Source organism: Kineococcus xinjiangensis, from assembly GCF_002934625.1.
GTDB lineage: Bacteria > Actinomycetota > Actinomycetes > Actinomycetales > Kineococcaceae > Kineococcus_A > Kineococcus_A xinjiangensis.
Map to the genome: position 1 here is coordinate 1 of NZ_PTJD01000019.1, position 20,458 is coordinate 20,458.

Below are 20,458 nucleotides of genomic sequence, written 5' to 3' on the forward strand. Positions count from 1 at the left end.
GTCGAGGCCGAGCAGGCTCACTACGCTCACCACCAGACCCCGACACCGGTCGGAGCCTCAGAGTAGGAAGTCTCCGGACTCGCCGGGGCGGTTCAAAGCCACCGACCAGACGGCCTGCAAGTTGGCGCGGGTAGCTGCAGTCGTCACAACGCCTGGCGGTGCGGGGTTGACTACGGCGTGGCCGAACGTCGTGACGGTGCCGTCGCCGTCGGTCAGCGTCCAAATGGTGCTGGCGGCGTTGCCCGCCAGGGTGCCAGCCAGGATGAGGTCCTCCTGGCCAGGCTCGGCCTGCCAAGTGTTGTCCTTGCCCCGCACGAAGTGGATCGCCGTGCCCCCGGCGTCGACGAGGCTGAGGGTGGTGTCGCCGGTCTGACGGATTGCGGTCCACGCGGTGGCGAGGTCGTCATCCACTGCAGCCAAAGTCCACTGCGGGCCGAACGCAGAGGCCTGAGCATCCTCATGACCCGCACCGAGACGACGGGAGTTATAGGTCCGCGTCACCGACACCCCGAACGCCGAGGCGTCGCTGGACGACAATGTGAAGGCGCCGGTCAAAGCGTTGACGCTGCCAGGGCCCACTGCGAGGGCGGGGGCCTGTCCGCCCTCTGGGTCGAAAACGATGCCCGCTACCGGGTTCAGCGGCACTTGAGTGGGCGATCCATCAGTCGTGGTCTGGGAGTCGGTGAAGCGGAAGCGGACGTCCACCATGCCACCGACGCCACCGAGGGTCTTGTAAACGTCCCAGTAGACGCGCTCATTGGGCACGTCAAGGACGCGGCGCCCATCCGCCAGCAGCTTCGAGGGCAGCGATGCAGGCGCCGACTGCCCGGTCGTCAGCACAAGATCCGCGGTCGGCACGTTTTGCCACAGGCCAAGGCCACGCCGGAACTCCAGCACGGGCATGCTCATGCGGCCAGCGACATCGGCCTTCAACGTGAAGCCAACGGGGAGGCGCCGGGCAGTCGACTGGCGGGGCAGCGGAGTCGTCATGGAGCCGGCCGTCATGACAGCCGTGGGCACGGTGGAGACAGCGGCGTAGATGGTGCCGTGCTCGAAAGTCACTTGCCGCGCGCCGTCGGGCACGGGCCCGCCCGCCGGCCACACGATCGGGGTGAACTCGTCACTAGTGGGGTACCCCAGCCAGCCAGCGGGCCCGCCAAGCTTGTCGTAGTGGCTTCGGATGGACTCGCCCATCGCGTGGGCGCCCGTCGATGGGTGCCAGAAGATGGATGTCATTGGGCCACCGCAGCCGGTGGTCGAGTTCACCACAAAGCGGAGCGACTTGCCTCCTGCGTGCGTGTCGGCGGCGTCGCTCATGGGGTAGCCGATCGCTGTCCATTCCAGCGAAGCCCACTTGTCGCGAATGGGTCCCTCTACCACGAACGCGCCACAAGGGGAGGATGCGATGGACCGGTAGGAGCCGTCGCTGGGGTTGCGGAATTCGCTGCGCTGGTGTGGCTCGCTCAGGTTCATTCCGGTGCTGGTGGCGGGGTAGCCAAGCCGGCCCCGCTCGGCTCCTAGCGACAGCCACTTCGTCCTGATGGGGCCCCCGACTCGGTGCGCCCCAGTGGCGGCGCTCCAGTACATGGAGCGGTCGACACTGTAGTTGCCGGGCCCGAAGTTCTGGTAGCGGCCGGTGCCATCAGCGGTCGGCTGCTCATTGCCCGTCGGGTAGCCGTAGACGGAGCCGTTCTTAGCCATCAATGGGCGGAACTCGCCGCACACCTTGTAGGGCGACGGGTTGCCGTACTCGGGGTAATTGGTGCAGTTCTCCCACGTCACCTTAAGTGCGGGCTTGTCCGTGGCCGCTTCGCCGGCAGTGAACTGCTTAAAGCCGGTATTGTTCTGAAACTCTGCAGAAATGATGAATCCATGGTTAAGTACGCCCTGGTTGTGGCCGGCGGTGCCGTTAGACCAGCGCTGCACGATCGGTGTGACGTCGTGAGGAACGGTCTGAGCGGGGCAGGCCGTGGAGGCGCCGTGAGCGTACTTGTTGAGAACATAAAGATCAGACGAGGCTGGAGCCGTGAACCAGGTCACCGTTGACGGATTCCATGCACTGGAAACGGCGCTGATGCGGACGGTGGACGGAGTGCAGGAGACGGCGCCCGTGTTGTGCAGAGACAGATTGGCCGACAGGACTGTGTTCTCTGAGCCCTCGAGTTCACCGAGGTCGAAGCGGAGGAGCGAGCGGGTGTTCGGGGTAGAGCTGCCCACCCAGCGTGGACCAACGAGAAGGCGACTGGAGTCCTGCACGCCCTGGGCGGTGCTGGGGAACGCTTCGTCGATGTAGGCGTCGACGCTGGCGGATCCGTTGGCCCCGGTGGTGGTGCTGAAGCTGGTAGCTGCGGTGATCCGCGGGTCGATCGTCAACGGATAGACGCGGGCGGGGTCGGTGATCCAGGCTGGGTCGATGCTGACCTCGACGGTCGCATTGCCGGCGCTGGCGGCGATGAGGCGGGTCGCGACGGCGGTGACGGCCGGCTCCCCGGTGGCGTCACGGGAGGAGTCGAAGGCCTTGCCCCCACCGTAGGTGGCGATCACGGCCCCGGCGGCGTCGACGAACTCCACCCCAAGCACAGAGGCGTCGATGTCGTCTCGCGGCGCGGCCTGGCGGGCGGTGACACCGGCGGGCAAGGTGAAGACGCTGCGGTAGACCGCGGCGGCCTCCGCGCCGCCGGCTGCGGCGACCTGGGCGGGGCTGGCGAGCAGGACGGCCTCTTCGGCGCCGGTCTCGGTGACCGTGACCTGGAAGTCCCGGCCTCCCTTCAGCGCCCCGCGGTAGCGGGCCTGGGCGTCCGCCTTGGCAGTGCCCTCCCCGGCGCTGGTGTCGTCGTTCTTCGCGTTCGCGCCCCTGTCCGTGGGCTGCCCCTTGCCCGAGCCCTCATCGGGCTCGCCGGGCGCCTCACCGGTCTTGCCCGGTGCCTGTCCGCTCCTGCCCGGCGCTGGGGGAACCTCGACCGCCACGCCGGGGGTGACGGGTGCGGTGCCCTCATCCGGGGCGGTGGCGGTGACTGTCGGAAGCGGGCCGCCCGGGCCGCCGCGGCCGACGGGCTTGGCCGCGGCCTGCGGTGACCAGGAGATCACCGACCCTTGCGGGCCGACCTCGAACATCCTCGCGCCCGACGTAGGCGCCAGCCGCGCCGCCCACGGCCCGGCCGCGGCCGGGGTGTGCCGGCCCTTGCTGTCACGCCCGGACAGCGTCAGGTCCACGTCCTTCCAGACCGCCTTGCCCGACGTGTCGGGGCCGTGGCCACCATCGGTGCGGTAGCGCACCGGGGACAGCGCCGACTCCGTCGTCAGGGTCCCATCGGGGTTGGCCACGGTGCGGGAGGTCTCCGACGTCAAGGCGGTCACCTCGACCGCCTTCTTCGACGACGCTGCGGCCTGCTGCGCCGCGGCGATCGCCGCCTCCCGCGCCGCGCGCTTCTCCTCGCCCTTGTCGTCGCCCTTGCTGGCGGGTGGCAGCCCGGCAACGGGAATCTTGCGGCCCTTGCCGCCCAGCTCGCGCGCATCGCGCTCCGCGGCGGCATCCGCTTCGGCCTGCAGCACCTGCTGCTGCGCGATCACCGCGTCCAGCGCGGCCTCCCGGGCCTGCGCCGCGGTCTGGCTGGGCTTGGCCGCCTCCCGGGCCGCGGCCTGCGCCGACCAGTCCCGCACCACCGAGGGCGAGAGGTCGAAAGCGGTGGTGAAGCCCATCGTCAGCAGCACGGTGCCCGTCACCAACCGCGCCGGACGACGCGACGCCCACGCGGCACGAGACCCACCCGACCGCCCCGCCGGCACCGCCCCAGCTGCCGAGGCAGACACGGAGTCATCCTCCGCCGCCGATGGCGGGACCGCAGCAGCCGCGACAGCAGCAGACGAACGACGGACACGACGAGGCCAACCCCGCACGAGCACTCCCCTTGACGACCAGGCCGACGACGCCGCGCCGGTGAGACACCGGCTCTGCCTCGTAGGCGCACGCCACCACAAGTGGCAACCACGCCAACCATCACAGTCAGGTCACTGCGCCCGTCACAGATCGCTGAACATCCACCCGGACAGCGCAACACGGCTAGCTCATCCGCTCAGCGCAGCTCCGACGCACCCCGCGCGTCACGAGCTGAGCCGGCACTGCCTGAGGTAGTCAGGCCGAACGGGTGGAATCACCGACGCAACACCGCAGCGACGGAATCTCAAACTGGCCCGAGAGAACTACATGCGCTGGGCACCAGGGGCGCAGCGCCTAGATCCCACCCAAGGACGCAGTCCAGAAGGAACGAAGCCCCCGTGACGCGACGTCACCCGATCCTCCGCCCTCACCGTCCCCACCGCTGCAGACGACGCCCGCCCGAACCCCCCAGACTTGTTCCCCAGTCGGGCCCCGCCCGGCCCGACCGGGCCCGGCCGACTCACATGACCCGACCATGTCACCGTCCCGCTGCTGCTCCAGCCCTGCACTTGGTACCCGCTGCGGCGGTGGGGCCAGCCCTGGCCGCGCTGCTGCCCGACCGGTGCTCAAGCGTCGTCGGGACCTTGCACGTAGCACGCCTGTAGCACGGCACGCTACGGGTGCGCTACGCTGGGGTGATGCAGTCGATCAGCGTGCGGGAGTTGCGCAACGACTCCGGGCAGGTGCTCCGCAAGGTCAGTGAGGGCGCCTCGTTCGTCGTGACGTCGAACGGGCAGCCGGTGGCTGAGCTGTCCCCGCACCGCCCCCCGGCCCGGCCGGTCAGCGTGCCGGTCACCGCCGTGCTGGGCATGCTGTCGGCGTTGGGCCCTTCCGGAGCCGAGGACCTGCGTGAGGACCTGCTGGCGGCCGAGCCGGCGGCAGGCGCTGGGACGAGTACCGCATCAGGTGCCGAGACGGAGGCGGGAGCGGAGTCGGCGGATCCCTTCGAGCGCTGGGAAGCCCAGCGTGCGCAGTGGAACTCCGAGCAGAGCCCCGACCAGAACTCCGGTCAGCAGGCCGGCGGTCGGCGGCGGCGCGGCGCGTGAGCGGCTACCTCCTCGACACCTGCTCGGTGCTGAACCTGCTGGCCCCTCCCCCAGGCGCGAAGGTCCTCATCCCACTGGACGCGGCGACGTTCGTCTCGGCGGTCACCGACTACGAGTTGCGCTTCGGGGTGGCTGTGGCGACCGCGGACCCGGCCAAGGCGGCGAAGCGGATGAACCAGCTGATGGCGGTCACCGCGCACTGGCAGCCGCTGCCGGTGGACTCCGCCGTCACCGCCGCCTACAGCAGCATCGCCGCTGGCGTCATCGCGGCCGGACAGCAGCTGAAGGACAAGAGGATGGCTGACCTGTTGCTGGCCGCGACCGCCCTGGCGCACGACCTCACGTTCGTCACCAACGACAAGGCCCTCACCCGCGCGGTCGCGGACACCGTCCCCGTCACCGCACTGCTCTGACCGTCCCTGCTACGGCACCCGGGCAGGTTCGGCAGCGGTCCGACTCGAGATGACAGAACATCTCTTATCGGCGTACCGGAGAAGGGGCCGAGAGGGGCCTGACCGGGGCTGTGGGCGGCCACCCGACCGGCTACGCCACAGGCGTGGTCGGCCAGTGCGCAGGGCGCACTACCTCCGGGGGCAAGGTCGTGGCGCTGTTGCCGTGGACGTCGGCCAGGTCGGCGCCGTGCAGGTTCGCCCCGGTCAGGTCTGCGCCTGGCAGGTTCGCCCCACCCAGGTCCGCGTGAACCAGGAAGGCGCCCTGCAGGTTCGCCTCGGCCAGGATGGCGTTCTGCAGGTTCGTTCGGGCCAGGTTGGCGTTTTGCAGGTTCGCCCCGGTCAGGTTGGCGTTTTGCAGGTTCGCCCGGGCCAGGTTGGCGTCCTGCAGGTCCGCCCCGGCCAGGATGGCATCTGCCAGGTGCGCGTCGGCCAGGAAGGCGACCTGCAGGTGCGCTCCGATCAGGGTGGCGTCCTGCAGGTTCGCCCGGGTCAGGTCGGCGTCCTGCAGGTGCGCGCCGCTCAGGTCGGCGTCCTTCAGGTGCGCGCCGCGCAGGTCGGCGTCCTTCAGGTGCGCGCCGCTCAGGTTGACTTCCTGCAGGTGCGCGCCGCTCAGGTCGGCGCCCTGTAGGCGCGCTCCGGTCAGGTTGGCGCCCTGCAGGTGCGCGCCGCTCAGGTCGGCGTCCTTCAGGTGCGCCCGGCGCAGGTCGGCGTCCTTCAGGTGCGCCCGCGCCAGGTTGGCGCCCTGCAGGTTCGCCTCGGCCAGGTTGGCGCCGCGCAGGTCGCTGCCGCGCAGGTCCGGGGATCGCTCGACGATGCCCCCTGCGCGGTCCTCGGCGGTTAGGGGAGCTCGTCGCGCAAGGATGGTCAGCGCGGTTTGGATGTCGATGGGGGGGCTCAGCAACTTCTCCGGCTCCGAGGTGGCGGGCGCCGGTTCGCGGCGCCCGTGGGCGACACGAGGACGGCGAGGCCGCGGTGTCGCTGCGGTGCCCTTGTCGTCAGCTGGAGGCCAGGGCGCGCGGTCGCGGATGTAGGCGCACAGGACGTCGCTGATGGTGGCGCGGTAGGTCTTCGGTTCCTCGCGGGCGAGCTGTTCCAGGGCGTAGAGGCCGCCGAGGCGGGCGTTGAGCTTGTCGTCGCTGATCAGCTGGATGGCCTTGACGTAGCGGTCGGTGTACTGCCCGGCCTGCGTCAGGGCGACGGTCTTCTCATCCCGCACGCGGGTCTGGACCAGGGTGCGGTGGCTGATCCAGGCGCTGATCCCCCCGACGACGGCGAGGAAGAGCCCGGCGGTCGGTATCCGGGCGGCGTTGACCGCGGTGGCCCGCTCCGCTGGCGTGGCGAAGTTGCGCTGGTTGAGCCACTCCGGCACCGCCCACAGCGCCAACATCAACAAGCCGATGGCGAGGAACACCGCCGCCGAGAGGCTGATCGCACGAGCCATGAGCACGAGAGCACGCACCCAGGGCAGGGACGCGATCCGCTTCTCCGGGCGGCGCCCTCTCTGCGCGGGGCGGAGCCGGCGCCGATACGGCGCGGGCCGGGGCGCGTGTCCGTGATCGGCTGCCACGGGCAGCATCCTGACAGCGCAGCGTGAGCGGTGGTCTGTGGATGACGCAGGTCGCTTCTGGCCGGCGCCCGGCAGGCTGTCGCCTATGGACATCGCCGCGGACCTGGACGCCTGGCCGCACCTGTGCGCCGTCTGCGGCCAGACCCTCACCCCCACGCACCCCGCACCGGGCCGGCCCCGGCAGTGGCTGCACGAGGCCGTCCACGTCGACCACGTCACTGTGCCGCTGCTTCTGCAGCCGTTCGACTGAGCGCTGCCGTCGAGCCGGCGCGGGCCCCGGCTCGCGGTGCCGGAAGATGGAGCGGTGCAGTGGACGATCGCCTACCAGACTCCGCAGACCTCCGAGGTGCTCAGGGAGACCGTCGCGACGGCTGACAGCTGGGACGCCGTCACCACCGTGCGCGAGAAGCTGCCCGAGGGACACACCGTGCTGTACGTCATGCGCGGCTGAGCGGGCGCCCGCCAGCAACGATCCGCGACCACCCACCATCTCCTGGCCGTCTCCGCCAGCCACCGACAGGTGACCCCGGCGGCCGCCGCGGTGGTGTCGGCCCCTGGCGTGCCCGGCTGCCAGCCCTGCAGCTGCCTAGCCACACCAGCTCGGCAGTACCTGACCACGTCGCGCGGTGCGCTGACGCGAGCAGGCTCGTCCTCGTCGTCCTCGTCGTCCTCGTCGTCCTCGTCGTCCTCGTCGACTGCGCCGGTGGACCGGCGGGCCGGCGGGCCGCTGGCTCAGGGACGGCGGACGTCCTCAGCGCGGAACCACTCCCCGCGTGCCAGACCCGCGACGTCGACGCGGACCAGGTCAGGTGTCCAGGCGTCGGCGAAGGCGTGCACCTCTTCCTCGCCGGTGTCGGACCACTGCAGCCGCACGAGGACCTCGACGGGCGCGGGGGCTTCGGTCCACTCGGCGGGCACGCGACCGCCGAGGCCGTTGAGGAGGCGGTGGGCGAAGTACGGCCACGGCTGCGACTCAGGCGGGAGCTCGGGCACGGCGCGCAGCGTGGCGCAGCGCTCCGACACGACCGGTCCGCGACGTCCCGCCGGCGACGCCCTGTCGGCGACGTCCGGCCGCTCGCCGACGTGGAGGTCAGGCGCCGTGCACTCCGCCCACGGCCGCGGTGTCGGGGTCGTGGCGCGGTAGCGCGATGGAGGTTGGGTGCGCGGGCAGCTGCACGGGCACGCCGGCAGCCGCGGGCACGTCCTCGGCCACGCAGGCGGGCGGGTGTGCGGGGAGGTGGGTGGGGATGGTGTTGTCGCGGGCGAAGAGGAAGCGGTCGGCGATGCTGCGGGCTTGCTCGCGGGCGACGTCTTCGAGGGGGTGGCCCGGGCACATCGCGGCGAGCTCTTCGAGCACGGTGGCCAGGGTGACGACTTCGCCGACGGTGAGGAGGGCGACGCGGTCCTTGGCGATGTCGCAGCGGACGTGACCGGCGGGCGGGACATGCACGGCGCCGTCGTCGTCGACGAGGGCGAACGGTCCGGCCGGGCCGCGTGCACCGAGGAACGTCCAGGTGCCTTGCAGGGTGGTGCCGTCTTCGTAGACGAAGCGGACGCGGTCGCCGGAGCAGGGTGAGGCGTGGTCGCCGAGCTGGCGCAGCATCGCCGCGTGCGCGTCACGGGCCGCGCCGTGAGCGGCGACGTGCGATGCGGCGGCGGTCGGCGTGCCGGTGCTCGGCGCGGTGCTGCGGCTGGTGCGGGTGCGGCGCGGGGTGGTGCTCACGCGACGGCCTCCAGTGCTCGGGTGGGTGCGGGGATGCGGGTGGGCGGCGCGCCGGCTGCGGGTGCGGCCAGGTCGTGCAGGACGCGGCGTGCGGTGTGGCAGTCGCCGAGGGCGCGGTGCGGTCCGCGCAGCGGCGCATAGCGCCACCGCATGGCGTGGTCGCGGTGTCGTGCCATGAGGCAGGCCCAGGTGTCGACGTCGTCCAGGTGCGCGAGCGGGAGGTCCGCGGCGGCCGCGGAGCGGGTCAGCACCGCGTGGTCGAAGTCGGCGTTCCAGGTCAGCACGCGGCGGCCGCGGGTGACGCGCAGGACGTCGTCCCAGACGTGCGCGAGGGTGGGTGCGTCGGCGAGTTGTGCGGTGGTGATGCCGTGCACGGCGGCTGCGGCGGCGGTGCAGGGCGTGGGTGGGCGCACGAGGGTGTCGAGGAGGGTTTCGCCGGTGGCGGCGTCGAGGACGGCGACCTCGCAGGCCATGCCGTCCAGTGCGGTGGTCTCCAGGTCGAGCAGCACCGCGGCGTCGGGGCGCACCATCTCCCGCGCCCAGGTGTGCGCGTCGTGGCGGGCGGTGAGGAGGCGGCCGGCTTCGGCGCAGCGCCAGTGCATCGCCCGCCGCACCGCGGGCAGCGCGACGTCGTCGGCGAGAGCAGCGTGCACGCGGGCGGGCAGCAGCGGCGCGGCAGTGGCATAGGCGGGCAGCACCACGCGCAGCAACACGTCCGCGACGCGCGCTGCGTCCGCACCGGATGCGAGCGAGGGTGCGACGGGTCGGGGCGCGGCAGTTTCGACGTCGAGGGCGTCGGCTGCGTCGAGTGCGCGGCGCATCGAAGCGAGTGCGGTGTGCTGGGCGAGGTCGACGACATCGCGGGCGGTGCGGGCGTCGGCGGCGAGGTCCTCGTGCAGCTCGGCGTTCTCCTCGTGCGCTGCTCCCCATGTCACGGCGTCGCCGGGGAAGCGGGGCCCGGTGACGTGCAGGACGGGGCGGCCGCTGGGGCGGGTGCGGTCGCCGATGTGCACCGTGAGGGGTCCGGCGGCCAGGGCGGTGACGCCGAGGTCGCGCACCGATGCGGCAGGCAGAACGCGCATGCGCTGCTCCTCAGTTCCCGTGCGTCCGTGAGGTTCGGTGCGTCCGCGCCGACGTGCACTGGGTGCGACGCCGGCGCGGGGTGCGGGTCACTGCCCCGCTCCCCCATCGGCGCCGACGCTGGCGCTCTTGCGGCTGCTGCGGCTCTGGCGGGGACGGCCGGGCTTCTTGCGCGCCGGCTCGCCCAGGCCGCAGCGCTTGAGCTCGTCCTCGCTCCATCCGGCGCGCAGCGCCTCGGCCCACTGCACCGCGTCGGCCCGCTCCGCTTCCTCCAGCTGCTGACGCAGCTCCGCGCAGCGCTTGCGGGTCTCGGTGAGGCGTTCGACGTTGGCCATCTTCTCGTCGAGCAGTGCGCGAGCCGCGCTCAGTGCCTGCTCCGGCGTCGGGGTCTCGCTCATGTGATCAGCGTAGCTAAACCAGCGCGAGTTTCGCCGCTGAAGCGCGCGAGTTTTCGCTCAAATCCGCCGGAGTTTCCGGCGACGTCTACAACAGCGGGTGCATGACTGGCGCAGCCAGACCCTGCACCTCCGCCTGGAAACCGCACTGCGGCCCCTGGCGGAGCAAGCTATACATTTACCCATGGTAAGTGGCTTGCGCGCCTCGACGCGGGGCGTCGAGGCGGGCACACTGGGGTGTGCGTCCCCGCGTTGGGCGGGTTCGCTGCGCTGGGCCGGAGGGAGGAAGCGATGAGCGAGGAGACCAAGCCGCCGTCGTTCTTCCGCCGTCGCCGGCGCGCGAACGTCGAGGGTGGGCGCAAGTTCAAGCACGAGGTGTGGGCGTCGGAGTCGGAGGAGGCGCGGCTGGTGGTGCTGGCCACGCAGCGCGGGGTGACGATCCCGCGGCTGCTGATGGAAGCGGCGCTGTCCAGCACGTCGGAGACTCCGACGGAGCGGCGTGACCTCATCATCGAGCTGTTCGCGCTGCACCGGCTGCTGGCCAACATCGCCAACAACACCAACCAGATGGCCAAGCAGATGAACGCCTACGGCCTGGGGGCTGCGGAGCCGCTGAGCCCGGAGGAGATCCGCGCCAACCAGGACGCGGTGCGCCGGGTGGCGTTCCGGATCCGCGACGTCGTGAACATGCTGGCCCCGTCGTGATGCCGAACATCACCCGCGGCGACCGCGGGGTGGGGCTGATGGTCTACCTGGCCGGGCCGGGTAAGGCCAACGAGCACACCGAGCCGCACCTCGTGGCGGGCGACTCTGCGCTGATGGCCTGGTACAGCGAGGTGGAGCTCAACCACCAGTCCGCCCTCGAGATCGGCCGCCACCTGGACGAGCCGGCGAAGCTCCTCGGGGTAGAGGTGTCGCAGGGCCACATCTGGCACTGCTCCCTGGCGATTAACGCCGATGAGGGCGAGCAGACGGACCAGAAGTGGCAGGACATCGCGGAGGATTTTCTGCGCGAGATGCACGTCCTCGACGACGTCAAGGGCGAGGTCCGCTGGACGGCGGTACGCCACGGGCTGTCCAAGGACGGCAACGACCACATCCACCTCGCCGTCTGCCTGGTGCGCGAGAACGGCACCAAGGTCAACGTGCACAACGACCACCCGCGGTCGCAGAAGGTCGCCACGCTGATGGAGCAGCGGCACGGCCTGCAGGTGCTGGAGTCGCGGCTGAGCGGCCACGTCTCCCGCGGCTACAAGCCGGCGGAGCTCGCGACGGCGAGGAAGCAGAAGCTGCCCGAGGTCGCGCGGGTGACGCTGGCGCGCACGGTGCGCGGCTGCGCCACGGCGGCCAAGGACGAGGCCGAGTTTGTGCGCCGGATGCGCCAGGCCGGGGTGCTGGTGCGCCCCCGCTTCGCCGACGGACGCACGGATGTCGTCACCGGCTACTCCGTCGCGCTGCGCCCGGGCACCCCGAAGACTAAGCCCATTTGGTACGGCGGTGGGCAGTGCGGGCGGGACCTGACGCTGCCGCGGCTGCGGGAGCAGTGGCCGGACTCCCCGCAGCACGCCAGTGCCGCGGTGGCGGAGTGGACCGCCGCAGGTCGTGGCCGGCGCCCCTTCGCGCCCGGGCGTGAAGTGCGCCAGCCGCACCCGCAGCTGTGGTCGCAGCACACCGCCGAAGTGCAGGCACTGCGGGAACGGCTGCGCAGCGTTCCCCTCGACGACCGCGCGACGTGGGCACTGGTCGCACGCGAGACCGCCGGCGCGTTCGCTGCGTGGTCGCAGCGGGTGGAGGCGACACCGGGGCCGCTGGCGGCGACCGCTGACGCGTTGGCGAAGTCGGCGCAGCTGCGCAACCTGCAGCCGCGTCGTCGCCCCACTCCCCTGCCCTCTGCTGCCGGTGCGGCGATGCTGCTGGCCGCTGCCGCCTACGGCGGGCAGGGCGCGGCCGCCGAGGCGCTGCTGCTGCGTCAGCTGGCCAACTGCATGAAGGCCCTGCACGACATGCACCAAGCCGCCGGTGAGCTGCAGCGCGCCCGCGACATCGCCCACGCCGCGCGGGTGCAGCTGGCCTCGGTCGCGGCGCGTCTGCCGCAACCCCCCGATGCGCGCACCGCGCAGAGCACGACGGCGACGTTGACCCGCCCCACTGCAGCAACACCGCAGCAGGCACCGCAGCAGGCACCGCAGCAGGCACCGCAGCAGGCACCGCAGCAGGCGCACGCGCCCGCGTCGGCGCCGGCACCGGGTGCTGCTCCCACCGCAGCGCAGCTTGCCGCGTTGGCGGCGATCGACCCAGAGGCCGCGGAGGCGCTGCGCATCGCGTCGGCCGGGCGGGTACCGATGGGCCCGCCCATCCCCAGCCGGCTGCAGCCACGCGAGCCGGACAGCGTCACCGCCGCACGGACGCGACAGCAAGAAGAAGACCAGCAGCGCGAGCGGGACAACGGACTGGAGCGCTGAGCCTGACCGGCTCGGCGCGGAAGGAGTGACCATGAGCGTGCAGCACAGCGACGGCGTTGAGGAGGCGGTGGAGTCCACGCTGCGCATGCAGCTGATGGCCGCCGCTCGACTCGGGGAGGTCCTGGCCCGCGCGCACGAGCGGGCACTGCGCGATGCGCAAGCCCGCAGTGAGGCCGAAGCCCGAGCGTTGGAGTCGCGGCTGCACGCCGAGCGGTCCGCCGCCCGGGCGGAGCTCGCGCCGCTGGCGCAGCCGCAGTGGTGGGACAACGCCAAGGAGGCTGACGTCGCCCGCGCCTGGCAGACGGTGCAGGCATGGCGCCACATCGACCCCGACATCAACGCCACCGGCGACCGGATGCGCGAGGAGGTCCGCACCCGTTTCGGCGTCGACGTCGACGAGATCGCGGCGAAGGTGCAGCAGCAGGCCAGGGCTCAGGCGCGTCCCGAGGTGGTGACGGAGGCGGAGGCCTCCCCGGTCGTGGAGGCCAAGAAGTGGCTGCGGACTCTGGACCCGGAGCTGGCCAAGAGCTGGGAGCAGCAGCACCAGGACCTCGACACCCCCATGGCTAAGAACGTCCATGAGATGGAGCTGGTCACTCGCCACGGACGCGCACACTGGGAGGCGGCCCGCGCGAACTCCGCAGGCTTGCCCATCGACTTCACCACGTCCGAGACCCTGCGGGAGCTGGAGGTGGACCGGGCCGGTCGCTGGTTCCGCGACAACGACCCCGCCTGGCAGAAGGAGTGGAGCAAGGGCCGCAGCGAGGGCATCGCCACCGGTCCTGGCGGTGCGGCCGTGTTCGAGCAGGTCCGGCGTGAGTGGGACGAACGCCTCATCACCGCCTACCTGCAGCGCTCCGGCCAGAGCGCCCTGCAGGGAGTGCCGCCCGGCAACGACCCGGTGGCGGAGGCCAGGAGGTGGCAGAGGTCCTTCGACCCGGAGATGGCCCAGCAGTGGGACAGCCGGCACGCCGCGGCCGACCACAAGGAGCAATCCCACATGGAGCACCGGCTGCTCGGGCGCTACTACCGATTCGACTACGAACGCCAGAAGCTCGAAGCCGAGGGCCTGCCCGTGGACTACACCACCTCCCGGTTCCTGCGGGAGGTGGAGACGAGGCGAGCCACGGAGTGGTTCAAGACTCACGACCCGCAGTGGCTAGACAAGCTTCAGAGCTACCAGTCCGAGATCATCCAGCAGTCGATGCTCGGCAACCATGGCCGCCTGCACCCGGACGCCGGAGCCACCGAGGACAAGCGCCTCATCGCCGCCTACTTCCAGCGCTCCGGCCACACCCCCCTCGGCCAGGCAGCGACACCGACCACCGCCCAGCAGCCGACCCAGCAGGAGCCGAGCCCGCAGCAGCCGGCGACGTCGCGCGGGCCGGGGCAGCTCGACGCCGCGGAGCAGTGGCTGCGGCAGGCGATCGACGCCACGGCGGCGGATCGCTGGCGCAAGCACACCGAGCAGCTGGCGCCGGCGGAGCGAGCCAAGGCCGAGCAGGACCTGATCGACCAGCACGCGAAGGCGACAGCCAAGGCAGCGGCCACCGTGCCCCAGGCCGCACCGGCTGGCGTCGGCGCCGGGACCGCGCAGGAGCCCGACCCCGCGGCCGCCGCGCTGCGCCGCCAGCGGGAACGCGCCGAGGTCGACGGACTGCTGCGCCGTGACGACCACGACCAGAACCAGAGCAGCATCACCGCGCCGCGTGGTCGCCTCGAGCAGGCACCCGCTGCGGAGCAGACGGCAGCTCCTCAGCGTGCGTCGCGCACCGCGCCCTCCCCCACCGCGCCCTCCCCCACCGCGCCCTCCCCCGCCGCGCCGGCCACGGCGGCACAGGCCACTGCGGCGCCTGCCGCCGCGCCGGCATGGGACAGCCACGAGCGGCGGGCGCAGCTGCCCGAGCAGCTGCGCCAGGCAGGCATCACCGATCCGGAGACCATCCAGGCGCGGCTGCTCGCCGACATCTCCCAGGCCAAGCCCGCCAGCGAAGCCACCGCAACCCGGTCATCGACGGGCCCCAAGCCCCACGTCAACCACGACACGGACCTGTCCCGCCAGCGTGAGCGCGGCGGCCCCTCGCTCGGCGGGTGAGGACCACGCCGCCTCACATCCAAACGGCGGCAGACGCAGCGCAGCCAACACAGAGGAGGGGGACGACCCGCACGGGGTCGTCCCGCCACGGCGCGGCCTTCTCACTGCGCCCGTCCGCCACCTGGCCGGCGCGGGCGCAGCACGCCAGCACCGCCACCTTTCGCTACGGCCTCGCCGAAGCACGCAGTTGGGACTGGCTACATCCCAAGCTGACTCACCGCGCCGGCTGGGCCGACCACGTGCACACTCTGCCGATCATCGAAGGGACGTTGATCCGGCTGCAGGCCGAGCACCTGCCCGGCGAGCGTGAGAGCAACCCGAAACCGGTCTGGCTCTGGATGTCGACGACCGACCTGAGCGCCGAACAGGTGGATCAGTGCTGACGCATGTTCCTGCGCCGCTTCGATCTCGAGCGCACCTTCCGCATGCTCAGGCAGACCCTGGGCTGGACGGCACCGAGACTGCGCACCCCGAGGCCGCGGACCGCTGGACCTGGCTGATCATCACCGCACGTACGCAACTGCGCTTGGCACGCGCCCTGGCGGAGGACATCCGCGGGCCTTGGGAGAAGAGCTGCCGCCCTACGCGGCTGACGCCCACCGAGTCCGCCGCGACTTCCGCAACATCCGCGCGAAGGCCGCCTGGCCGGCGGCTGCACCAAAACCCACACTGCCTGGTCCCGGGCGCTCACTCGGCGCCAAAAACCGCCACCCAGCACCCCGCGACGACGTCGGCAAGAGCACCCGACGCAACAAGAAGCTCACCCAACGCGAACTCGCGGGCTGAAAGTCGGGCTCAAACCAAGTCGTCGGCGACCCCGACCTGGCCGAGCACGGCAGTGGCAGCGCCCAGTCCCGCCCCGTACTGGCAGCCGCGTACGCCTCCTAGATCAGGTCGGTGTCCAGGTCGCGGATGAGGGCACTCATGAGACCACCTCGGGGTAGCCGGGGCTTCTCGGAGGGCCCGGGAAGCTGTCCACGGCCCGGCCGGCCGCGTAAGCGAGCAAGCTCACGGGAAGCAGGTACCCCGAGGTGGTCGAGAGCGCGGCCATATCTCCCACACACGGCGTGGGGGGACTGCTCGGCGGCCACCGTCTCAAAGCCGCTGATCGCGCGCGATGCGGGCCGCGTCGCGAGAGCCAGGATCGGCCGCGGGGCGTCCACCGCAATGCGGTGGCCACCTTCCGGTCAGTCGATCTCTATTCCGCCGCGCGTAGGTGTTGACTGAAGGCCCTCCTGGGCGGCGCGGTCGAAGTCGGCGCGCACGTTGTCATCGGTGACCACTTGCTCACGGCCCTGTCCTGCCTCTCGTGCTCTAGTCTGCAGGTCGTTGCCACCACCGCCCCAATGCTGTGCCGACGGCTCCGGGCCGAGCGCGCCGTTCGGCTTGGGCAGTCCGGCCGTTCCGTGCGACCGTTCCTCCGCTTGGCTCCATGACGGGACGTTACGCATGTCCATGCCGGTGCTACGGCCGTACCCGGCGTCGGTCCACTCGTGCTCAGGTACACGGGGCCATGACGAGCCGTCGCCAAGGTCGCCCCGTGCGTATGCGACGGTTGCGGCTCTCTCGTCGCTGCGCTCTGCAGCATTCGGCCGCGGTGCTTCGACGCCGCCGCTATCGATCAAGTTCTGGTCGAGTGCCGTTACGCGTCGAGCGTCTGCGTCGACCCGCTGTTCTGACGGGCGCTCATTGTCTTCCTTGCCATGGACAGGCCCCCTTGTCGGGTTGTCCCCGACGCGGCCAGTTGGTGACGGAGGCTGCGCGTCGCTGGCCGACTGCGCCACGTCGTCAGAGGCCCGGGCGCCTGCGGTGGGGGCACCTGCGGTGGGCTCGCCCGGGGCCGGGGCACCTGCGGTGGGGGCACCTGCGGTGGGCTCGCCCGGGGCCGGGGCGCCTGCGGTGGGGGCACCTGCGGCCGGCTCGCCCGGGGCCGGGGCACCTGCGGTGGGGGCACCTGCGGCCGGCTCGCCCGGGGCCGGGGCACCTGCGGTGGGGGCACCTGCGGTGGGCTCGCCCGGGGCCGGGGCACCTGCGGCCGGCTCGCCGGCGATGGAGGTCGCGTCGCTGGCCGACTGCGCCACGTCGTCGGCGATCGGAGCCCTGGTGCCGGGTGGAGCCGGGGCGGGGTATTGAATCCTCGCGGCTGGCGTGGAACGGTCGGCCGTCAGGGTTTCTTCCCGCTCTTGGATGGCTCGCCGCGCGATCTCCCTAACATCTGCTAGGTCTTTGACGTTCTGGGGCACCTTGTAGGGAGTGGGCGGGTCGCGCCGCTCTGGAGTGCGCATGGGGCGAAACACCAGTTCCAGTACACAGTTGCCGCGCGCGGTCTCAATCTCGAAGCTTTTCAGCTTGGCGACAACGGTTTCCGCATGCTGCGCGGGAACGTCCAGCGCGATCGTGTAAATGTCGACAGCCAGGCTAAGGGATTTCCATTCACGGACGATCTCAGAGAAGGAACGGCGCGCAGGTTTACCTGACATGGATCGCTCGCCTTTCTCGTGGCGAGACGTGTACCCACGGCCATGTCCGGCGGGCGGTCCAAGCGGTGCACACGGGTGCGACTCGGCTCACCCTTCACGCTCGCTCTGCGCCTGCTCGTTGTCGCAGCGCAGGTACGGATCGTAGTTCGGTGCAGGGTTGGATGCCGTGAGAGGCTGCGGCGCGGGTCGATTGAGGAATGCTCCGCTCGCGATGTCTTGCCACGGCTGGTGGGAGTAGAACGGCGTGCATTGGATGAGTCGCCATGAGCCACCCGACATGAAAAGGGCGTGCCCTGTGGGAATGTTTGCGAGCGTAGCGGGTGTTAGCTGATGCTCCCGTTGCACACTGTTCGACACGCTTTGACCCGTTTGCCAACTCGATCCCACGCCGATTGGAATGCCGAAGTTGACGCTGCGCCCGCTGCTTGCGTTATACACAACGTAGGGTCGGTCCCAGTCTCCCGCCAGCGTGGACAGTGCCTCCAACGTGCGGACGTCACCGATGCCCGGGAACACGACCTTCGTGCTGAACAAGGTGAGGAACCCGTCTGCGGCATCGTGCCAGCGGCCCCGTGCTTGCGAGAGGTCCTGAAAACAAGCCATGACCTGCAGCCCCTGTCCGCCGCCTTCGGAGATGATGCTGGGCAATCTCTTGATTGGGGCGATGTTCGCGACCTCATCCAGTGCCCAGAAGACGGACGGTCCGGGCCAGCGCCCCACGCTTCGCGCGTCAGCGTGACGCTGGTAGGCCGCGCGCTTGATCTCCTCGAGGAGTCCGACGACCAGTGGGGCACACAGATGCTGCTTGTCGGAGGGAGAGGTGATGTAGACGGTGTCGCGAGAGGAGACGAAAGCGGCAGCGTCGAAGTTCTGCTTCTGACTGGCCGCGGCGACGCTGTCGGAGCCATAGACGTTCAGGACGATCCTCGTCGTCGCGCAGATCGCGCTTCGCTGGCGCTCATCGGTGTACAGGAGGATGGCGGCGAGGTCATCGGCTGCAGCCCGCTGCCCGTGCTCCACGAGGGTCGTGTACAGCTCCTTGCCGTATTCATTGGGTCGAGAGACCCAGTGGCGGACGTCGACAATCGTCTTTCCGGAGACGTACGCGGCACGCAGCAGCGGTGCCAGTAGCGCCTTGGCTGACTCCGTCCAGTGCGAGGAGTTCTCAACACCGACGCCCGCCTGGGATGCGTCAACCATCGCGTCGGCGATCGCCCGTGCACCGTCCCAGGTTGAAGCGCTGTTCACTGGCGTCCAGTGCAGCGCACGCGCGTTCGGCGGGATCGGCTGACTTCCCGACGGGTCAAAGACCCACAGAGTGCCCATTCGCCCTCGTGCCGACGCCGTGGCGTGTAGAACGTCGTGCTTTGTCGATGTCACGACCACGGCGCCAGGCGCCGACAGAATCGCGGGAATGATCAATGCAGTAGTCTTGCCAGAACGTGGCGGCCCCAGAACGAGCACGGCTTGCTCACGTGCCGCGGTGGTCCACTCCCGGCGGTCCGGGGTAACACCGACGTAGACGCCACCGTCGTTCTGCGCCGTACACTCGATGGCCGCGAGGTGCGGGTTGGGCGCCCGCGCGATCACGGCTTCGGGGCGGCACGCGAACCAGTCGGCAAGGCGTCGCGAATGCTCCTCCTGGAACTGCTGTGCGCGAAGACTCCGTAGCGTCGGGGCGTACATCAAGTACGCCAAGTAAGCCCCCGGTGGGCCCAGCAAGAATGGTGACAGCAACAGCGCCGCGGCAACTGAACTAGTCGCCATCAGCAGAGTGAAGCAGACGCCGATGAAGCCCCATACCCCGAACAGAGCGAGCAGACACCCCGACGGCCCCTGAGAGGAGGGCACGTTGGGAGTCGGAGGTACTGCGGCGTGCGGACCCCACTGCTGTGACATGACCCCGCCCTTTCCCCTCAAGTTCGTGGCGGGCTCAACGACCTGGCCAGCGCGCGTGCAGTGGCCACCGGTACCTGCTGAAGACCTGACCACCCTTCGGACCGCCGAGGTACACCTGCACAGAAGCGGAGCAGCACTATCACCGTCCACACGGGCCGATTCTAGGACGCCCGGTCCTCACCAAGGAGGCTTTCTACAGAGCCGGCCACCGACCGAGCCGACGGGGGCACCACGGCGGCCATGACTCCGTGATCTTCGGGGGCGCCTCCCTGGAGGGCGCTGCGGCATCTGAGTCTGAGTGACGTTTTCTCACCGGGTTGGTAGCTGAAGGCGGGTAAGACGTCGTTGCATTACAGCTCGTTTCACTACGACTGTGGGAGTTTGCGGGCATGACAGAGGGGGGACGACCCGCACGGGTCGTCCCCCCTCTGTCATGCCCGCTTCCACCACCGCGAGGGCTCGCGAGCAGGCTCCGACGATGGCCAGCGGGAGGGGCCGGGGACGGGTGCGGCGACCGCTGGAAGCGTCAGCGTGGCGGGGCCATCGGGCTCCTCGCCGGAAGCGTCTGCGCCCGTGGCCTGCTGCTGGGGGATGTCAGGGCTCCTGCCGTTCTTCGGTGATGCGGCGGCCGCGGCCACCTGCTCCATCAGCTTCGCCAGCTCCCTGGTCGCGATCGCACCGGCACTCAGCGGCGCGTCGCCGTCATGCTCGGGCAGCTCCGGTGAGAGGGCAGGCATGCCCTCCGGCAGCGGCTGGAACAGCCCCAGGGGCGGGGCCTCCAGGGCAAGTCCGACGGCCTTGGGCTGGTGCCCCTTGTCCGGGGTGCAGCCCTTGAACGGGCCGTCGGGGTTCATCAGCACGCCCATGTGCGGGCCGGCGTGGTCACGAAGCCACACCGACATGCCCAGGCCAGCGTCCTGGCGCAGCACTTCCCACGCCCGCCACAACGCGTCGAGACGGATCTGCGCCTCGGGGTGCTTCCACCACATCGGGCACCAGGTGAGGTTTCTGCCGTCGAGGTTGTGCCGGCGCCACATCGGCGCCAGGTACTGACGCACCCACGCCTCGAGGTGGGGGTAGTACAGCGGAGGCTGCTCCTGCTGCTGACCGGTAGGCGCAGCAGGAGCGGCGGCCGTGCCCGCCGCCGCAGGTACAGGGGCGGCGGCCGTCGACGTGGCGGCCGTCGACGTGGCGGCCGTCGACGTGGCAACCGTCGACGTGGCAGGCGCGGAGATGCCGGCAGTCACCGGATCCTGCGCAGCTTCCTGCGCAGCAACTGCGGGCACCCCATCCAGCGAGGACTCCTCGACCACCACGAGCTC

15 protein-coding genes and 1 pseudogene are annotated in these 20,458 nt (G+C 70.8%); 8 read left to right on the forward strand and 8 right to left on the reverse strand.

The genetic code is table 11. The features are described from left to right. Window positions 1–57: 57 nt before the first annotated feature. Window positions 58–3,723: a DNRLRE domain-containing protein gene (locus tag CLV92_RS19310; protein ID WP_104435514.1), complete on the reverse strand. Its 3,666-nt coding sequence runs from the start codon at window positions 3,721–3,723 to the stop codon at window positions 58–60. 852 nt (window positions 3,724–4,575) lie between these two features. On the opposite strand from CLV92_RS19310, the gene CLV92_RS19315 reads away from it, so the two are divergent. Both CLV92_RS19315 and CLV92_RS19320 read left to right on the forward strand, forming a co-directional pair. Then, window positions 4,576–4,983 carry a type II toxin-antitoxin system Phd/YefM family antitoxin gene (locus CLV92_RS19315; RefSeq protein ID WP_104435576.1) on the forward strand — a complete coding sequence of 136 codons (408 nt, stop codon included), beginning with the start codon at window positions 4,576–4,578 and terminating at the stop codon, window positions 4,981–4,983. Next, window positions 4,980–5,396, forward strand: a complete 417-nt coding sequence (locus CLV92_RS19320; protein WP_158257341.1) for a PIN domain-containing protein — start codon at window positions 4,980–4,982, stop codon at window positions 5,394–5,396. Before CLV92_RS19315 ends, CLV92_RS19320 begins: the two co-directional genes overlap by 4 nt. A 130-nt stretch (window positions 5,397–5,526) precedes the next feature. On the opposite strand, the gene CLV92_RS19325 is transcribed toward CLV92_RS19320, so the two are convergent. Then, window positions 5,527–6,876 (reverse strand): pentapeptide repeat-containing protein, encoded by a 1,350-nt coding sequence (locus CLV92_RS19325; protein ID WP_158257342.1) that lies wholly within the window; start codon window positions 6,874–6,876, stop codon window positions 5,527–5,529. Window positions 6,877–7,087: 211 nt separating this feature from the next. Between CLV92_RS19325 and CLV92_RS21675 the strand changes: the two genes are divergently transcribed. After that, window positions 7,088–7,252, forward strand: coding sequence for a hypothetical protein (locus CLV92_RS21675; protein WP_158257343.1), 165 nt, complete (start codon window positions 7,088–7,090; stop codon window positions 7,250–7,252). A gap of 54 nt (window positions 7,253–7,306) precedes the next feature. Then, window positions 7,307–7,453, forward strand: coding sequence for a hypothetical protein (locus tag CLV92_RS21680; protein ID WP_158257344.1), 147 nt, complete (start codon window positions 7,307–7,309; stop codon window positions 7,451–7,453). A gap of 281 nt (window positions 7,454–7,734) precedes the next feature. On the opposite strand, the gene CLV92_RS19330 is transcribed toward CLV92_RS21680, so the two are convergent. The 4 genes from CLV92_RS19330 to CLV92_RS19345 all read right to left on the reverse strand — a co-directional run bounded on the left by CLV92_RS19330 (window position 7,735) and on the right by CLV92_RS19345 (window position 10,203). Continuing rightward, entirely contained in the window at window positions 7,735–7,995 is a 261-nt protein-coding gene (locus tag CLV92_RS19330; RefSeq protein WP_146099669.1) for a hypothetical protein, read from the reverse strand. 97 nt (window positions 7,996–8,092) lie between these two features. Continuing rightward, window positions 8,093–8,725, reverse strand: coding sequence for a hypothetical protein (locus tag CLV92_RS19335; RefSeq protein WP_104435522.1), 633 nt, complete (start codon window positions 8,723–8,725; stop codon window positions 8,093–8,095). Continuing rightward, entirely contained in the window at window positions 8,722–9,807 is a 1,086-nt protein-coding gene (locus CLV92_RS19340; protein WP_104435524.1) for a 3'-5' exonuclease, read from the reverse strand. Before CLV92_RS19340 ends, CLV92_RS19335 begins: the two co-directional genes overlap by 4 nt. Window positions 9,808–9,894: 87 nt before the next feature. After that, window positions 9,895–10,203: a hypothetical protein gene (locus CLV92_RS19345; protein WP_104435526.1), complete on the reverse strand. Its 309-nt coding sequence runs from the start codon at window positions 10,201–10,203 to the stop codon at window positions 9,895–9,897. Window positions 10,204–10,491: 288 nt separating this feature from the next. Here CLV92_RS19345 and CLV92_RS19350 point away from each other — a divergent pair, with 288 nt between their 5' ends. The 4 genes and pseudogenes from CLV92_RS19350 to CLV92_RS23150 all read left to right on the forward strand — a co-directional run. Further along, window positions 10,492–10,905 (forward strand): plasmid mobilization relaxosome protein MobC, encoded by a 414-nt coding sequence (locus tag CLV92_RS19350; RefSeq protein WP_104435528.1) that lies wholly within the window; start codon window positions 10,492–10,494, stop codon window positions 10,903–10,905. After that, window positions 10,905–12,662, forward strand: a complete 1,758-nt coding sequence (locus tag CLV92_RS19355; protein WP_146099670.1) for a relaxase/mobilization nuclease domain-containing protein — start codon at window positions 10,905–10,907, stop codon at window positions 12,660–12,662. The genes CLV92_RS19350 and CLV92_RS19355 overlap by 1 nt, the downstream gene beginning before the upstream one ends. 31 nt (window positions 12,663–12,693) lie before the next feature. Further along, on the forward strand, window positions 12,694–14,757 hold the full coding sequence (locus CLV92_RS21685) for a hypothetical protein (protein ID WP_158257345.1): 2,064 nt from the start codon (window positions 12,694–12,696) through the stop codon (window positions 14,755–14,757). A gap of 83 nt (window positions 14,758–14,840) precedes the next feature. Beyond that, a pseudogene (locus tag CLV92_RS23150) lies at window positions 14,841–15,543 on the forward strand (NF041680 family putative transposase); the annotation flags it as partial. A 1,781-nt stretch (window positions 15,544–17,324) separates the two neighbouring features. Here the strand turns inward: CLV92_RS23150 and CLV92_RS19380 are convergent. Further along, entirely contained in the window at window positions 17,325–18,923 is a 1,599-nt protein-coding gene (locus CLV92_RS19380) for a type IV secretory system conjugative DNA transfer family protein (RefSeq protein ID WP_158257346.1), read from the reverse strand. 644 nt (window positions 18,924–19,567) lie between these two features. Continuing rightward, complete coding sequence (locus CLV92_RS19385; protein ID WP_211291291.1) at window positions 19,568–20,449, reverse strand: DUF4913 domain-containing protein; 882 nt, start codon at window positions 20,447–20,449, stop codon at window positions 19,568–19,570. Window positions 20,450–20,458: the final 9 nt, after the last annotated feature.

Bases quoted from the DNA above. Each gene is read 5' to 3' on its own strand.
- CLV92_RS21675 (WP_158257343.1), top strand. From the start codon at position 7,088: ATGGACATCGCCGCGGACCTGGACGCCTGGCCGCACCTGTGCGCCGTC.
- CLV92_RS19345 (WP_104435526.1), bottom strand. From the start codon at position 10,203: ATGAGCGAGACCCCGACGCCGGAGCAGGCACTGAGCGCGGCTCGCGCA.
- CLV92_RS19325 (WP_158257342.1), bottom strand. From the start codon at position 6,876: ATGGCTCGTGCGATCAGCCTCTCGGCGGCGGTGTTCCTCGCCATCGGC.
- CLV92_RS21685 (WP_158257345.1), top strand. From the start codon at position 12,694: ATGAGCGTGCAGCACAGCGACGGCGTTGAGGAGGCGGTGGAGTCCACG.
- CLV92_RS19340 (WP_104435524.1), bottom strand. From the start codon at position 9,807: ATGCGCGTTCTGCCTGCCGCATCGGTGCGCGACCTCGGCGTCACCGCC.
- CLV92_RS19350 (WP_104435528.1), top strand. From the start codon at position 10,492: ATGAGCGAGGAGACCAAGCCGCCGTCGTTCTTCCGCCGTCGCCGGCGC.
- CLV92_RS19380 (WP_158257346.1), bottom strand. From the start codon at position 18,923: ATGTACGCCCCGACGCTACGGAGTCTTCGCGCACAGCAGTTCCAGGAG.
- CLV92_RS19315 (WP_104435576.1), top strand. From the start codon at position 4,576: ATGCAGTCGATCAGCGTGCGGGAGTTGCGCAACGACTCCGGGCAGGTG.
- CLV92_RS19355 (WP_146099670.1), top strand. From the start codon at position 10,905: ATGCCGAACATCACCCGCGGCGACCGCGGGGTGGGGCTGATGGTCTAC.